Source organism: Actinomadura rubrobrunea NBRC 15275 (genome assembly GCF_001552235.1).
GTDB classification, from domain to species: domain Bacteria; phylum Actinomycetota; class Actinomycetes; order Streptosporangiales; family Streptosporangiaceae; genus Spirillospora; species Spirillospora viridilutea.
Map to the genome: position 1 here is coordinate 68254 of NZ_BCQU01000020.1, position 15733 is coordinate 83986.

The following is a 15733-nucleotide window of genomic DNA, read 5'->3' on the forward strand; positions in this document are numbered from 1 at the left end:
GACCGTCCGACTGCGGCTTGGCCGGCTTCTCGTCCTTCGGGTGGCCGACGAGTTCTTCACATAAGCGTCCTTCCGCGTGAAACCCCAGCCGGCTGCCGCGACATGCCCGCCAGAGCGGCCGCTCGCGCAGCCGCGCGCTGATCGACGAGCTCGTCAACAACTGCGCCTGGGCACGAGGTGCCGTCCCGTTCCGTGCAGGGGGATCAGCGACGGTCACGCGGCGTCTGATGTCGGCCAAGGTCGGACGGGACACTCGCGGGCCGGTTCTGAAGCGCGGGGTCTTGGGCGTAGCCGGGATCCTGAGCGACGCCCGGATCCTGGGCCGCGCGGGGATTCTGGGGCAGATGCGACTCCTGAGCAGCGTGCCCGTGCGGCGTCGACGGCTGCGGGACAGGACGTTCGATAATCCGTTCGACACGCTCGACATGCGGTTCAGGTGAACGTTCGATGACGCGTTCATCGTGAACAGTCGGATCCGCCTCGTCGGGGCGTTCCACATACAGCGGGTCGGTCCCGGCAGTCACCCGGCCGGCGCCTCGACGCGGCCGGATGTACCTGAGCGTGAAGAACAGGCTGATCAGTCCGACCAGGATCAAGATCCAGCCGACCATGCGGATGTCCACGCCGCTGAGATCGACGCGCAGCGCGAACGCCAAGATCGCCCCGGTCGCGATGAACACGAGGCTGACTCCGATTCCCATGCTCCGGTTCTCCTTCTTCGGTGATGGGCATTGCCTCGCCTTTACCCGCATGACGGCGAATATGCGGGTGACCTCGCGATCGGGGGCTGACCTGCGGCGGCCGCCTGGGTTGTCCACAGGCTCGTTTCATGGGTGCGACCTCGGGACCCATGTGGAACGATTCGTACGGTGGGGATAGCACGTGAGGTCTTCGGTGATTCGCTGCCCGTCGCGGAACGCTACGCGGAGTTCCTCGCCGACGCCGGGGTGGTACGCGGCCTGATCGGCCCCCGGGAGGTCGACCGGCTGTGGGAGCGCCATCTGATCAACTGCGCGGTGGTGGCGGAAGTGATTCCGCAGGGCGCGCGGGTCATAGACATCGGCTCGGGTGCCGGCCTGCCCGGCGTGGTCCTGGCGATCGTCCGGCCGGATCTGAAGATCACGCTGCTGGAGCCGCTGCTGCGCAGGACGACGTTCCTCAACGAGGTCGTGGACATGCTGAAGTTGAGCAACGTCGAGGTTCGCCGTGCCCGCGCCGAAGAGGTCGCCCGCGAGTTCGCCGTGGACATCGCCACCGCGCGCGCGGTCGCCCCGCTGGAACGCCTGGTCACCTGGGCGTTGCCCTTGCTGCGGCCGGGTGGTGAGCTGCTCGCGCTCAAGGGAGAGCGCGCGGCGGCCGAGCTGGAGGAGGCGCAGCCGGTTCTCAAGCGCTTCGGCGTGCGCAGGACCGAACTGCTTCAAGTCGGGCGCGGTAAGGTCGATCCGCCGACAACGCTTGTCCGTGTGGTCGCCGAACGCGTGCCCCGGCGCGCGAAAGGGTCGAGGAAGAGGTCTTCATGAGCACGGGACCAGGACTGGGTTGGCCGGACCGCGCCAAAGAATCCCCCGACAACCGAACGACCGGCCCGGGCTGGCCCGCTGAAAGCGAGGCACCCGAGGAGACGGCGCCGGGGAGCCCGGCGTCGGCGAGCGGGAAGCCAGGGGAGACCGCCCAAAAGGAGGAGGTCAAACCTCCGTCCGGGCATGCGATGTGGGCAAGTACGACGTCCGGGACGGCGGAGAGCGTCGGCTACGTGCCGACGGGTGGTGGCGCCATGCACCAGCCGCCGGGTCCGCGTCAGGGACCAGCTCAGGGGGAGTCAGAACTCGTGCGCGAGGCGCTCAAGGATGTCGAGGTTTCACGTGAAACATCGGTCACCGCACTGAAGCCGATGTCGGGCCGGCGGAACAAGGAGTGGCCTCGACCGCCCAAGTGCCGGGTCATCACGATCGCGAACCAGAAGGGCGGGGTCGGCAAGACGACCACGTCGGTCAATCTCGCCGCCTCGTTGGCGCTGCACGGGGCGCGGGTGCTCGTCGTCGACCTCGACCCTCAGGGCAATGCCTCCACGGCCCTGGGGGTGGAGCATCGCGCTGACGTCCCGTCGATCTATGACGTGCTGATCGAGGACAAGCCGCTGGCCGACATCGTGGTGCCCGCTCCGGACATCCCGGGGCTGTACTGCGCGCCCGCCAACCTCAATCTCGCCGGGGCCGAGATCGAGCTGGTCTCCAAGGTGGCGCGGGAGTCGCGGCTGCGTCGGGCGTTGGACGCTTACGACACGAGCCAGTTCGACTACGTCCTGATCGACTGCCCGCCCTCCCTGGGGCTGCTCACCGTCAACGCGCTCGTCGGCGGGGACGAGCTGCTGATCCCCATCCAGTGCGAGTACTACGCGTTGGAAGGGCTCGGACAGCTCATCCGCACCGTCGACCTGGTCAAGGCCCACCTCAATCCGGGCCTCAACGTGTCCACCATCCTGCTGACCATGTACGACGCCCGTACTCGGCTGGCCGCCCAGGTGGCCGAGGATGTACGCAACCACTTCGGTGACATCGTGCTCAACACTGTGATCCCGCGGAGCGTCCGAGTTTCCGAGGCGCCCAGTTACGGACAATCCGTCATCACCTACGACCCGGGCTCCAGCGGCGCCCTCGCCTACAGCGAGGCCGCCTCGGAGATGGCCCACCGAGGAGCCGCCAAGTGAGCCAGCAGCGTCGCGGCCTGGGCCGAGGACTGGGCGCCCTCATCCCGACCACACCCCCGGTGGGCGCCGATGACTCCGCGCGACCCAACGGAACCGCGCCCGGCACGGACATGCAGCCGGTGGTCGGGGCCCACTTCGCCGAGATCCCCCTCGACTCCATCCGGCCCAACCCCCGCCAGCCGCGCGAGCACTTCGACGAGGAGGCGCTCGACGAGCTGGCGACGTCGATCAACATCGTCGGCCTTCTGCAGCCGATCGTGGTCCGCAAGGTCGACTCGCCCGAGCACGACTATGAGCTGATCATGGGCGAGCGCCGCTGGCGGGCGTCCAAGAAGGCGGGCCTGGACACGATCCCGGCCATCGTCCGGGACACCAGCGACGTGGACATGCTCCGCGACGCGCTGATGGAGAACCTGCACCGCCAGCAGCTCAACCCGCTGGAGGAGGCGGCCGCCTACCAGCAGCTTCTGGAGGACTTCGGCGCGACCCACGAGCAGCTCGCCTCCCGTATCGGCCGGTCTCGGCCGCACATCACGAACACGCTCCGGCTGCTCAACCTGCCGCCGGGCGTCCAGCGCCGGGTCGCGGCGGGCGTGCTTTCCGCCGGGCACGCCCGGGCGCTGCTCCGCTTGGACAGCGCCGAGGCCCAGGAGCACCTCGCGCAGCGGATCGTGGCCGAGGGACTCTCGGTCCACGCCGTGGAAGAGATCATCGCGATGCGGGAGGCCGACGAGCCGCCCAAGCCCCGCCAGGGTCGCCGCAAGAAGACCGAGGACCCCGCCCTCAAGGAGATCGCCGACCGGCTGTCCGACCGGTACGAGACCAAGGTCCGCGTCGACATGGGCCGCACCAAGGGGAAGATCGTCGTCGAGTTCGCCTCCAGGGAGGACCTCGACCGCATCCTGAAGGCCATGGTCCCCGACGACGAATAGCCCCACCCCCGAACCCTCACCCGACGCCCCGGAGCAATCTCCGGGGCGTCGCCGTATCCGCCGACGCCGTCGCACCCAGTCCGTCGACCAATCCCGCCCCCGTAGTGCATCACCGCATCCCGGGCTCGCCGTACATGCCCGCAGAGGTCCGTGCTGCCTCCCGGTGGTCGAGCACACCGCCCCCAGCGAATGTGGTCGCTGGCGTGAGCACGGGCCCGCCCGTCGACGAAGCCCGTCCTCAGCACGAGCCACTCGCAGTAATCGGATCCAGGCCTGGTGAAGAGGGATATCAACGGGCCAGCTGTGCTGTTCGGACAGGTTGGTGACGCGGTCGGCCGGCGTCTGGCCCGCGATGCCGGTGTGGGGCCGGTGGCGGTTTGTACCAGTCCAGCCAGTCGCCGAAGACGGTCTGTCGTTCGGCATCGCAGGCGTAGGGCCGGTGGTAGGCCCACTCCTCCAGCAGCGTGCGGTGGAAGCGATTGACCTTGCCGTTGGTCTGGGATGCCAGGGCCGGGTCCAGCGCGGGCTGATGCCCAGCGTTGCGCAGGTGGTGCGCCAAGTGCTCTTGGTGCAGGCCTAGGCGTTGTCGGTCAGGACGCGTCGGATGGCAAGGCTGCGTGCGGCGAACCGCTGCGTGGCGCGGCTCAGGAAACGCGGACCAGGAACACAGGCGCAGGTGGCCGCGGTCTGGTCGGCCAGGATCTCGGTGTAGGCCAGGCGGGAGTGGTCGTCCAGCGCGGTGTGCAGGTAGAGGCAGCCGGCGCCGCTGTCGCGGTGCCGGTTGACGCGGCCCGCAGCGTGCCCCAGGGGCCCTGTGTCCGCCGGCGTCCGGGGTTGCGGTTGAGCCTTTTGACGTCGATGTGGACCAGGTCGCCGGGGCGGGAGCGTTCGTAGCGGCGGATGGGTTCGCCGATGGCCCGGTCGCACGCCGCCGGCAGCGGCAGTCCGTCGCGGGCCAGGATGCGGTGTGCGGTGGACGGCGCGACGGCGGTGCGGGCGGCCCCCCGGGTCGGCCAGGCCGATGCGGTGTGTGCGACGCAGGGCGAGCACCTGCGCATCGACACCCGGTGGTGTCCGGTGGGGGCTGTGATGCGGGCGGCTGGACGTACTCCCCGATGGGTCGCGTGCGGGAGATGAGTAGCCTGGCTCATCCTCACAACAGCGCAGAAATCGATGAGGTGCCCTTGGCGCCGGTCTGCTGGCCGGGCCCCGGCGCGCACGGCCCCCCATTGCTGTGGTGGTCAGATTCAGGTAGCAGGTCCTGATAAGACAGTCTGCGGCGTGCGCTGCAGCGCCGCGCGGCCCCGCCCTCACAGCGCCACCCTGCTCGTCATGCCAGCCAGCAAGTCCGTCTCCGTCTGTGTCGCTGGCACTGCCTCCCACGACCCGGTTGCCCCCGTGGGACGAGTTCGTCCGGGAGCCGGGCGGTGGGGAGAGGCGGCACCGCCCTCGATGGCGTGTCCACGCGGGTGGTGATCGAGCAGCCCGATCGCCATGCGCAGCCGCTGCAGCGCCCACGCGCCAGGTGTTCTGTCCTGACAGGCTGGTGCCGCGGCCAGTGGGTAGGGAGGCCGCCAAGTGCGGTGTGGCCGCGCTGTCTCATGTGCGGCCAAGCGCAGGCGCAGGCGTGGCGTTCCGTCTCGCAGATGTAGGGGCGGGACAAAGCCCAGGCGGGTGGCGATCGGCTGGTCCGAGGGCGGACTCTGATGCGCACGATGTGGCGTTCGAGGTGGCGGGCGTGCCCCCGGTGCTGCTGTACGGACGGCTCGGACACCCCCTCAAATCGTGCAGCTACGGGCGCGAGGAGGGACATTCACCGCGGAAGCGGGTGGCATGCTCACCGTCTCGGAGCGATGTTTCACGTGAAACCTCCGCTGCTCGCGGCGACGCTCCCTTCTACCTCCACACAGCCGCCCTTCGGCATGCCTTGCGAACTGCGCCTGGTAGAGCTTCTCACCGCTACTGGCGCGCTGCCGACGACAGGTAGTCCTGCTGTCGCGGGTTGGACATTCGTCGTGGCCGATCACTGGTCATAGAGGAACCGGCGGCGCCCCAGACGCTCATGGGAGGAGGTGGGCGCTCCACCTCCAGAGCGAATAGGCCCGACGCGCTCCTGATCGCATCCCAAGCCGCCACTTGGGCCTACATTTCTGCGACCGTGTGCGAGACCATGTGCGCCTCGGTCGCTCTACCGCTGGGCCGCGCGCCAGCCGATAGGCAGCGCTGATGATTCACTTCGCCGGTACATGGCGCGTCGATGGGCAGCCTTCTCTCGCCGTGGGCGGCCGGATGACACGAATTGGGGCAAGGGCAAGCCCATACCGTTTGCTCAGCCTGCCGTCACATCACTCCGAGCTAGCGAAGCCGGCCGCCGATGAAGGTGGAGATCGCCGACCAGCTGGCGTTGGGGAGATCGACGAGGACGCGGCGGCCGCCTGCGAGGAAGGCACTGCTCGCCTGGCAGCGCCCGCACGGCCGGCGGCCCCCAGCCATCGGTCCACCCGCGGGCGTCCCCGCAAGGGGCCTGCGGCTGCCAACCGGTTGATCCCTCGGCCGGACCGACGACGCAAGGCACCTCAGCATCACGATGGGGGAGTGGCCGCGCTACTGCGGCTGCATGAGGTGTCGGTTTCTCGTGGCTCTGCGGCAGTGGCGCCGATGCTCTGGCGCGCTCTGCTGGCAATTGCCTAGGGAGCCGACCTCTCTTCAGCGCGCGGTGGACAACAGGTGGACTCCCGGGATTGTGCCGGAGCGAACCACATCAGCCGGGCGGGCTCCGCGGGGCCATGAGCGAAGACAGCCGACCGTTGCGATGACGGTGCTGACGGCTTAACGGCTACGTGATCTGTTGACGGCAGAGGCACATGGTGGCGTCTGCCAGACACGCGCCTTGCGAGGCCACGTACGTCGTTGGGCTTCCATCTCCGGCGGCACCGACCTGTACTTGACGCTTTGCAGCCGGCTGGGGGCGCTTTCGCTGTGCTTCACATGACCCGAGCGACGGCGGCTCGGCTGGGCGCAACTGGCGGAGCTCTCGCCCTCCACACCACCGGTCGAATCACCCGGTCTTGAGTACGAGCTCCGACTGAGCGACTCATGAGTCCACGATCAGCCGTGCGCTGAGGCTGCCAAGGTTTCACGTGAAACCTCCGCCCGCGACCCCGGACAGTTGTGCACCAGCCATTCCGGCGACGCCTAATGCGCGTTCTTCTCTCAGCACTGGCGAAGCCGCTGTTTCATTGATGGAGGTGCGAGCGTTGGTCGGGGGCGCGGCGCCATAGTGGCAGGGCCTGTGTTCCACCGCAGCGCTTGGTGAGCACCGCGATGGCGAGCGGCCCGCCAGCTCGCCGTGTCTCGCCGAGGCGAGTCCGCCCGGCAGCCGCGGCCTCCGCTCGATGAGGCGGTGACGTGGGAGCGGGTGCTCGGGCCGCAGCGGGTAGGCGAACGGGGGCAGTGGCGGGAGTGGACAGGGCCGTCGGTTGGCAGCAGAAGCAGGACCGAAGATGCCGTGCCCGCCGGCGGCCGTCGGTCAGTGGGGGATTGACGCGCCCCAGCCCCGACTCGGTCCGGGAGAAGATGAGCGGCCTGCGGTGGGGGAGACGGCTCATAGCGGCCTGAGCCGGTTCGGAGCCGCAGGGCATCTTTTAGGAGGTCGACTCCAGTGGATCACCAGCCGCGGCAACTACGGACCCCCTGCGACGCCGGCCGACTGGATGTCGGCATGCGCGCATGCGACGCAGCTGCTGGCGTCCACGTTGCGCGACAGGTCGCTCATGCGCTTTGGAGGAATGTCAGTCGTGCTCGCAGTCGCCGTCACGTTTCCGGCTCAGGTGCTCATGGAAGCGCTGGGGCATCAGCATGGAGGGCAGCGAACGCACACCCCTGGGAAACGGTGGAGCGTCGCACGGCGATCATGATTCGTTGCGCGCGCCAGCTTTGAGAGACGCGCCTTAGGGGGTCGCGTCAACCGCACCTACGGCGCGAATTGCGATGTCCCAGCGACCACAACGCCAGAGCCGATCATCGACACTCCCTCCAGCTCCGCGGCCGCCCCGCCGCCGGTGCCGGGCCTGGTCGGCCGGGACCGGGATCGTGGCGGCGAGATGCCGCGCTGGCGCAGGTGGGCACGGATCACCCGGGAGGAAGAGGCCGCATCGGCCCGCACCCGTATCGGGCCGGGTCCGGGAACGCCCCGGTCTGAGGCGGGCGACCCTGATGCCGACCATCACTGCCTTGAATCGCAGGGCATCCCCTCGTTGGCCGGCGGTCACCACCACCCGACAACGGCATCTGCCCCCTGCTCGTAGGGGGCAGATGCGCCGTGGTCGACAACCCACCGCGGTAGCGGCCCAGCGCGTGGTCGACCGGCTCGGCGAGCATGCAGCCGGCCGGCTCGCGCTGCCGCGCACCGTGCCGCTTGGCCCCGGTGGCGTTCCGGTTGGGCAGTGCATGATGTGGAGTCGACGCTTACCTGCTGGCCTGATCATCCCGGCCGCGTCGGCCCGGGCCCTGCGAGGCGACCGGGATGCGCCCGGACGCCTTCACGCTGCCGGCGGCCGAACAGCCCGTAGACCGCCTGCCAGGATTCGTAGCAGGCGGGCACGTCACGCCACAGCGCCGGTGCGCGCCCGTCGCCGGATCCTGTCGATGAGCTGTCGTTTGGTCCACGTGGATGGTCGGCCCGGCCGCCGGGCGACGGCAGCAGCGGCTCCAGGACCGCTTAGTGCGCGTCGGTCGGGTCGAACCGCCTGGTCGCGGCTGGAGTGGCCATGAGGTCTCCGGTTCAGGGTGGTTCTTGTGGACAAGCCCGTCTACCGGAGACCTCGTTGCGTTCGACTCACAACACGCCGACGCTCACCGCACTTCGAAACACACTCTGGCTCGAAACACGGCAGCGGCCAGCCGCGCCGTGGCGGCGACCAGTGGCAGTCAAGTGCCCGTGCCGGCCAGGTCCCTCACCGAGGGGTGGGTGTTCGGCAGGCGCGATGTTTCACGTGAAACGTTGGATCAGAAGGTCGCGGCAGATGTGGGAGAGCTCCAAACCGGCAGCGGCGATGGCGCGGGGCAGAAGGCTCGTCTCGGTCATGCCGGGGGCGACGTTGACCTCGAGGAAGTGGACCTCGCCGGAAGGGGTGACGATCAGGTCGGTACGGGAGAGGTCGCGCAGCCCTAGGGCGCGGTGGGCGGTGAGCGCGGCGGCGGTGACCCGTTCGGCGGCCTCTGGGGACAGGCGGGCCGGGATCACGAACTCGGTATCGCCGGCGTCGTAGCGTGCGGTGTAGTCGTATCGCCCTCCGGCGGCGACGATTTCTACCGCGGGCAGCGGATACGGTTCGCCGCCGCGCTCGATCACGCTGACCGCTACCTCCGTGCCCTCCACATAGCGTTCGATGAGAGCCGTGTCCCCGTAGGCGAAGCAGCCCACCATGGCGGCCGGGAGCTGCTCGGCGTCGCGGACGACGGAGGCGCCGAGGGCCGATCCTCCGCGGGTGGGCTTCACCATGAGAGGAAGCCCGAGGTGTTCGACGATCCGGTCGAGGACCGAGGCGGCGCCCAGATCGTGGAAGATCTCCTTCGGCAGGGCGACGGATTCCGGGGTGGACAGGCCCGCCCGGGCGACGACCGCCTTGGCGGTGGGCTTGTCCCAAGCGACCCGGCAGGCGTCAGGGCGGGCGCCCACATATGGGACGCCCACCAGCTCCAACACGTCTCGGATCGAGCCGTCCTCTCCGGACGCCCCGTGCAGGACGGGGAACACCACGTCCGGGGGATCGGTGGCCAGCGCGTCCAGCAGTGTCGCGTCGGTGTCTCGCAGTTCGACAGGGATGTCGAGGGCGCGCAGCGCGTCCGCGACCCGCCGACCGGAGCGCAGGGACACCTCGCGCTCGTACGACAGGCCACCGGCGAGGACGACGACGTGTCCGAGTTCCACACCACTGCCTTTCACGTTGAACGGAAAACGCCGGCCCCAGCGTGCGGAGCCGGCGTTCCCGACGAGTTCCGTCAGACGAGACCGGGACCCGGGGTGTCGACCCCGCCGGGCGCCCTGTCGTCACGCCTCACTCCTCCGAAAGTGTCCCGCAGGCGGATCTCCTCCTCCACCACTCCGGCGAGCCTCCGGACGCCCTCGCGGATCCGGTGGGGCTCGGGGTAGCAGTACGACAGCCTCATGTGGCGTCGGCCGTCTCCGTTCGAGTAGAAGCCCGTGCCCGGGACGTACGCGACGCGTTCCGCGATGGCGCGCGGGGCCATCGCCTTGGTGTCCAGACCCTCCGGCACGGTGAGCCAGACGAAGAAGCCGCCCGATGGACGCGTCCAGGTGCAGCCCTTCGGCATCAGGGTCTCCAGGGCGTCGAGCATGGCGTCGCGGCGCTCCCGGTACATGACCCGGAAGTCCTTGATCTGCTCGCGCCACGGCTGGGTCGCCAGGTACTCCCGCACGGCGAGCTGCGAGAGGTTGGCGTGGCAGAGCACGGCGGATTCGGCGGCCAGCACCAGCTTGGCCCGCACCGAGTGAGGAGCCAGCGCCCACCCCACCCGCAGTCCAGACGCGATCGTCTTGGAGAACGAACCGAGGTAGATGACCCGTTCGCTGTCGTAGGCGCGCAGCGCCCTCATCGGCTCGCCGTCGAAGCCCAGCAGGCCATAAGGGTTGTCTTCCAGGACGAGCACGTCGTACTCGGCGCAGATCTCCAGAATCTGCGCGCGTCGCGGAGCGGTGAGCGTGACCCCGGCGGGGTTCTGGAAGGTGGGCACCGTGTAGAGGAACTTGACCCGGCGGCCGTCCCGGCGCAGGCGTTCCAGGGTCTCCCGCAGCGCGGCCGGGATCAGTCCGCCGTCGTCGAGCGGAACATGGACGACCTCGGCCTGATACGCGGCGAACGTGCCCAGCGCCCCCACGTAGGAGGGCGCCTCGGCCAGCACCACGTCACCCGGGTCCACGAAGATCTTCGTGACGAGGTCGAGGGCCTGCTGGGCGCCGACCGTGACCACCACGTCGTCGGGGTTGGCGCGAATGCCCTCGAGCTCCATGACCTCGCAGATCTGCTCGCGAAGGACGGGATCGCCCTGCGCCGAGGCGTACTGGAGCACCTGCGCACCATTGCGGGCGACCAGTTCGCCGATCATCTCGCCGATCCGGTCCAGCGGCAGCGCCGAGACGTAGGGCATGCCGCCGGCGAGGGAGACGACCTCGGGACGGTCGGCCACCGCGAACAGAGCCCGGATCTCCGAAGGCACCATGCCGGCGGCACGGGCGGCGTAGCGACCGATGTAGGCGTCTGTTCGCGAGTGCAGTTCCACGAGGCACCTCCAAGGGTGATCGGATAACCCTGAAACCTACGGCATGGCCTTGGAACGACGTGGCGGAACCCCTGAGCGGCGATGCTCAGATCCGTGTCCCGGCCGGACATTGCCGTCCGGGAGGCTCTCTCCCCCCGCCGGCCGAAGCCGGAAGCCGCGGTCGCGGGGCCGACGGCCCCTCCCGCGGCGGCGGGACGCATGAACCCGAGGCATCGATAAAGCGAACGGTCTACCCACCAGGAGCCGGATCACAGCACCCTCGACGAATGACCGCGGCATTTTTGCCCAACGTTGCCTCGCTTCCCACGCACCGACGGTCGTCCGCGCCGGGAAGAAGCCCGCTGTTCGATACGATGCCTCAGGGTCCCGGTTCGTTGCCGGGAATTCCACGAAGTGGCGCTGCGCATAGCAAGCCCCGCAGCGAACACGCTCGTTCACCGGTTCCGGAAGCGCGCCACAGAAGCGGACCGGCCGAGCGAGCCTCAGGGGGTGCCGATTCGGTGTCGCGTCGTCTCGTCAACATCACGTTGGACAACCTCGACGACCTCCCGCGTCGCTGCCGCCGCTGTGTCTTCTGGGAACTCGACCCGGTGAGCCGGGACCGCGCCGTGGAAACGGGCGATCCGGCCCTGGAGAAGGAGGCGTGGATTTCGTCCACGCTGCTCGAGTGGGGCAGCTGCGGAAAAATCGTTTATGTCGACGACGTTCCGGCGGGTTTCGTGATGTACGCGCCGCCGCTGTACGTCCCACGTTCCGTGGCGTTCCCCACCAGTCCCGTCAGCGCCGACGCCGTGCTGTTGATGACCGCGCACATCCTGCCGGAGTTCGCCGGGGGCGGCCTGGGCCGGATGCTCGTGCAGGGCGTCGCCAAGGACCTCACGCGGCGTTCGGTCAAGGCCATCGAGGCGTTCGGCGACCTCAAGGGGGAGGACGGCGCGTGCATGGTGCCCGCCGACTACCTTCTCGCGGTCGGCTTCAAGACCATCCGGCCGCACCATCGCTTCCCGAGACTGCGCCTGGAGCTGAAGTCGGCTCTGTCGTGGCGTGAGGACGTCGAGGTGGCCCTGGAAAGACTCCTGGGGTCCATGACCCCGGAAGGCGCCCTCCGGCCCGTCTGAGCGCCTCTGAGCGCCGCAGTACTAGGCATTCGAAGGACCTCGCCGGCCTGATCAAGAGCGAGGCCGTCGGCTTTCCGAAAAGATCTACCGAAGTTGCCTGCGCGTGGTGCGCCTCAAAGGCCGACTTCAGATGTTTCACATGAAACGTTGGTCGGGTCAGGGCGCCGCCGCAGGCCCGCGCCGGTGTCTTCATGGGTGCGCGAGCGCGCGGCTTCCCTCTCGAGGGATGGTCGGGAGGTCAGAGTGCAGGAGGCCGGCCGGTGCCTTCACCACCTGAGGCGCCCTCATGCTTTCGAGACGGTCGCGACAGTGAAACAGGCCATGCCCGTTCACAGCCTCCAGGAGGCGCTGTAAAGGGGGCGCATGGCGGTGTGATCGTGACGCCCGGTGCGGCGGTTCCGTCATCACCGCCGGCCAGGCCGCGCCCGACCGCGCCCGCGCTGCCCGCGAGCGGCTGCGGGCCATGGTCGAGGACGTCCTCTCCGGACACGGCTCGTTGTTCGCTGACGCCGTGCGCCATGAGGCGTGCCTGACCATCGCCGAGCGCCTTTACAGGAGGCCTCGGGACGAGCCTGTGTTGTTCACGGCCGGCGGCTGCGCCCCACGTCGGCGAACCGATGCTGTGCTGCCTGCCCACCCAGCCACAATCGTCCGCTCGGACTCGGGGACGCGGCACCGGGCACGCTTGCGCTGGATCTCCTCGGCCAGGGCGGGCTCGTCCGCGTCGTGCATGTTTCCAGCCCTTCCGGGCCCGAGCCGGCCGAGCCTCCCCGCATGCGTGCGTCCTGCGGTTGCACGTCCCGGACGGCGTGCCGCCTGCTTCTGCGTCGGCTGTGGGTGGTACGGCGTTCGAGGATAAGGCAGATGGCCCCGTCCCGGAGACCGGGGACGGGGCCATCTATGGTGCGCTCGCCGCGGGAGGCGAGGGTCAGATGAAGTCGGCGAGTTCGCGCAGCAGCGCGGCCTTCGGCTTGGCGCCGATGATCTGGTGGGCGGGCTGGCCGTCCTTGAAGACGAACATGGCCGGAATGCTGGCGATGCCGTACTGCCGCGGCACGTTGGGGTTCTCGTCGATGTTCATCTTGACGATGTCCAGCTTGTCGCCGTGCTCAGCGGCGATCTCCTCCAGGACGGGAGCCACCATCCGGCACGGCGCGCACCACTCCGCCCAGAAGTCGACCAGCACGGGCTTGTCACTCTTGAGGACCTCGGCGTCGAAATCCGCGTCGGTCACGGCTTTCATGGCTTCTCCTTCGTGTTCCTCGGGCCGGGCGGGGTGCCCTCGCACGCTCAGCGCTGGCGGGTGAGCTCGGCGGAATCCTGCGGCACGGTCTCGGCCTGGCCGTGTTCCTGCAGCCAGCGTTCGGCGTCGATGGCCGCGGCGCAGCCGCTGCCCGCGGCGGTGACGGCCTGGCGGTAGATGTGGTCCACCACGTCACCGGCGGCGAACACTCCCGGGATCTTGGTCCGCGTGGTCGGAGCCTGCACGATCAGGTATCCGTTGGCGTCGGTGTCCAGCTGCCCGGCGAACAGCTCGCTGCGCGGGTCGTGGCCGATCGCGATGAACAGGCCCGTCACGTCGAGCACGCTCTCGTCCCCGGTCTGGGTGTTGCGCACCCGTACGCCCGACAGCCGGTCCTCGCCGAGCAGCTCGACCACCTGGCTGTTCCACAGGAACCGGATCTTGTCGTTGGCGAAGGCCCGATCCTGCATGATCTTGCTGGCGCGCAGCTGGTCCCGCCGGTGGATCACGGTCACCGACGTGGCGAACCGGGTCAGGAAGATCGCCTCTTCCATGGCGGTGTCCCCGCCGCCGACCACGGCGATGTCCTGATCCCGGAAGAAGAAGCCGTCGCAGGTGGCGCACCACGACACCCCCCGCCCCGACAGCCGGTCCTCGCCTTCCAGGCCCAGCTTGCGGTACCCCGACCCGGTCGCGATGATCACCGCACGGGCGCGGTAGACCTCGTCCCCCACCTTGACGATCTTGGGGTCGGCGGTCAGGTCGACCTCGGTGACGTCGTCGGCGATCAGTTCGGCGCCGAACCGCTCGGCCTGCTTGCGCAGGTTGTCCATCAGGTCCGGACCCATGATCCCGTCGGGGAAGCCCGGGAAGTTCTCCACCTCGGTGGTGTTCATCAACGCACCACCCGCCGACACCGAACCCTCGAACACCAGCGGCTTCAGATCACCGCGCGCGGCGTAGATCGCGGCCGTGTAGCCCGCCGGGCCCGACCCGATGATGATGACGTTACGCACGTCGCTCACTGTTCTGCGCCTCTCCTCTGCTCGCCTCGGCTGCAGGACGATGCCGTGACCATCACGGTGTCGGTGATACGCGCCTTCCCTGACATCTTGCCCTTTGTACGGACTCGTACCTCTTGGGTGCTCGACGCCTCCGGAGCGCGTGCCTTCGGCCTGCCAATCGCGTCAACCGATCCTAGGGCCCTGTGATTCCCTGGGCCGGGCACCCGGGCCGACCCCGTCGATTCTGATCATCTAGGCACCGCTGAGGGCGGGAAAGCCGCCACGATCCGGGTCCAGGCCGAAAGGCCCGACACCAGCAGCGGCCGGGGCAGCCGCGGCGGCCGTCCACCCGGCTTCGATCCGGCCGACTACCGGGGCCGTCACACTGTGAGTGCGGTACCAACCGTCTCAAGCGGCATCGGCCCGTGGTCACCCGCTACGGCTGTGAAGATGTGCGGGTGCCGCCTCGGGTGGTGGTCTGACCCGCGTTGCGACTGGACATAGGGCCTTGAGTTTGATCTGTCGACCATCATCTGGGGCGGTGCTTGCTGCCGCCGGACTGGGCCGGCGTGTCCCGATGGGGGCCTTGCATCAAGCTCGCCGTCCGCTACCAGGCCGTCCTTGAGATCACCGCCATCAACGAATAGCTCCACCTACTTCGAAACACGCCTAGTTGTGGTCCTCGGTGCTGTGTTCGGCTGAGCGGGGGCGCGGACGATTGCGTCTTGCCGTCGGGGCGGGCGGGGCGGTGGGGGAGCGTTGTGGGGGCTGGGTGACCTTAGGCTGTGGGGCCATGGCGAGGATTCTGCTCTTGCACTCGATGTACGGGCTGCGGCCCGCGGTCCACCAGGCGGCGGATCGGCTGCGTGCGGCGGGGCACGAGGTGCACGTGCCCGACCTGTACGACGGTCGGGTCGTGGACACCCCGGAGGCGGGCATCGAGATCAAAGAGGAGATCGGCCGGGACGAGCTCCTCAAGCGCGCGGTGTCGGCCGCGGCGCCGCTGTCGCAGGACGGCCTGGTCTACGCGGGATTCTCGCTCGGTGCCGCCCTGGCCCAGAACCTCGCCCTCGCCGACGACAAGGCGCGCGGGCTGCTGCTCATGCACGGCACCTCGGACATGGCGGACGACGCGTCCACCGACATCCCCGTGCAGCTGCACGTGGCCGACCCCGACACCTACGAGCCGGTCGACTGGCTGAACGCCTGGTACCTGCGCATGCGGCGCGCCGGGGCCGACGTCGAGGTCTACCGCTACCCGGGGGCGGGTCACCTGTTCACCGACCCTGACCTGCCCGACTACGACCCCGAGGCGGCTGAACAAGCGTGGGCCGTGGCTTTGACCTTCCTCGCCGAACTCTGAGCTGAGCGGAGGCCGCATTTCGGCACGTCGGGCGCCGACCAGGGCCGCCGCGGCAGCGCGGGCC

The 15733-nt window shown here is 69.1% G+C and carries 10 protein-coding genes and 1 pseudogene; 5 read left to right on the forward strand and 6 right to left on the reverse strand.

Annotation, left to right across the window (positions count from 1 at the left end):
• Positions 1 to 203 precede the first annotated feature (203 nt).
• A complete protein-coding gene (locus AR3_RS30375; RefSeq protein ID WP_106259176.1) occupies positions 204 to 701 on the reverse strand; it encodes a DUF6458 family protein in 498 nt (165 codons plus the stop codon).
• Positions 702 to 869: 168 nt separating this feature from the next.
• On the opposite strand from AR3_RS30375, the gene rsmG reads away from it, so the two are divergent.
• The 3 genes from rsmG (at position 870) to AR3_RS08845 (ending at position 3639) form a co-directional block, all read left to right on the forward strand.
• On the forward strand, positions 870 to 1520 hold the full coding sequence (rsmG, locus tag AR3_RS08835; protein WP_067911295.1) for a 16S rRNA (guanine(527)-N(7))-methyltransferase RsmG: 651 nt from the start codon (positions 870 to 872) through the stop codon (positions 1518 to 1520).
• 371 nt (positions 1521 to 1891) lie between these two features.
• Positions 1892 to 2707: a ParA family protein gene (locus tag AR3_RS08840; protein WP_067911298.1), complete on the forward strand. Its 816-nt coding sequence runs from the start codon at positions 1892 to 1894 to the stop codon at positions 2705 to 2707.
• A complete protein-coding gene (locus AR3_RS08845) occupies positions 2704 to 3639 on the forward strand; it encodes a ParB/RepB/Spo0J family partition protein (protein WP_083951148.1) in 936 nt (311 codons plus the stop codon). The genes AR3_RS08840 and AR3_RS08845 overlap by 4 nt, the downstream gene beginning before the upstream one ends.
• A gap of 300 nt (positions 3640 to 3939) precedes the next feature.
• Here AR3_RS08845 and AR3_RS32075 read toward each other — a convergent pair.
• The 3 genes and pseudogenes from AR3_RS32075 to AR3_RS08860 all read right to left on the reverse strand — a co-directional run.
• Positions 3940 to 4743, reverse strand: a pseudogene (locus AR3_RS32075) (IS481 family transposase); the annotation flags it as partial.
• A gap of 3886 nt (positions 4744 to 8629) precedes the next feature.
• The gene (locus AR3_RS08855) at positions 8630 to 9571 is read right to left on the reverse strand and encodes a D-alanine--D-alanine ligase family protein (RefSeq protein ID WP_067911304.1); all 942 of its coding nucleotides are present in this window, start codon (positions 9569 to 9571) and stop codon (positions 8630 to 8632) included.
• 71 nt (positions 9572 to 9642) lie between these two features.
• Positions 9643 to 10881 carry an aminotransferase-like domain-containing protein gene (locus AR3_RS08860; protein ID WP_083951156.1) on the reverse strand — a complete coding sequence of 413 codons (1239 nt, stop codon included), beginning with the start codon at positions 10879 to 10881 and terminating at the stop codon, positions 9643 to 9645.
• Positions 10882 to 11441: 560 nt separating this feature from the next.
• Here AR3_RS08860 and AR3_RS08865 point away from each other — a divergent pair.
• The gene (locus AR3_RS08865; protein WP_067911309.1) at positions 11442 to 12059 is read left to right on the forward strand and encodes a GCN5 family acetyltransferase; all 618 of its coding nucleotides are present in this window, start codon (positions 11442 to 11444) and stop codon (positions 12057 to 12059) included.
• 928 nt (positions 12060 to 12987) lie between these two features.
• On the opposite strand, the gene trxA is transcribed toward AR3_RS08865, so the two are convergent.
• Both trxA and trxB read right to left on the reverse strand, forming a co-directional pair.
• Positions 12988 to 13302 (reverse strand): thioredoxin, encoded by a 315-nt coding sequence (gene trxA / locus AR3_RS08870; RefSeq protein WP_067911312.1) that lies wholly within the window; start codon positions 13300 to 13302, stop codon positions 12988 to 12990.
• A 47-nt stretch (positions 13303 to 13349) separates the two neighbouring features.
• Complete coding sequence (trxB, locus tag AR3_RS08875) at positions 13350 to 14327, reverse strand: thioredoxin-disulfide reductase (RefSeq protein WP_067911315.1); 978 nt, start codon at positions 14325 to 14327, stop codon at positions 13350 to 13352.
• A 772-nt stretch (positions 14328 to 15099) separates the two neighbouring features.
• On the opposite strand from trxB, the gene AR3_RS08880 reads away from it, so the two are divergent.
• A complete protein-coding gene (locus AR3_RS08880) occupies positions 15100 to 15669 on the forward strand; it encodes a dienelactone hydrolase family protein (RefSeq protein WP_067911318.1) in 570 nt (189 codons plus the stop codon).
• Positions 15670 to 15733 lie beyond the last annotated feature (64 nt).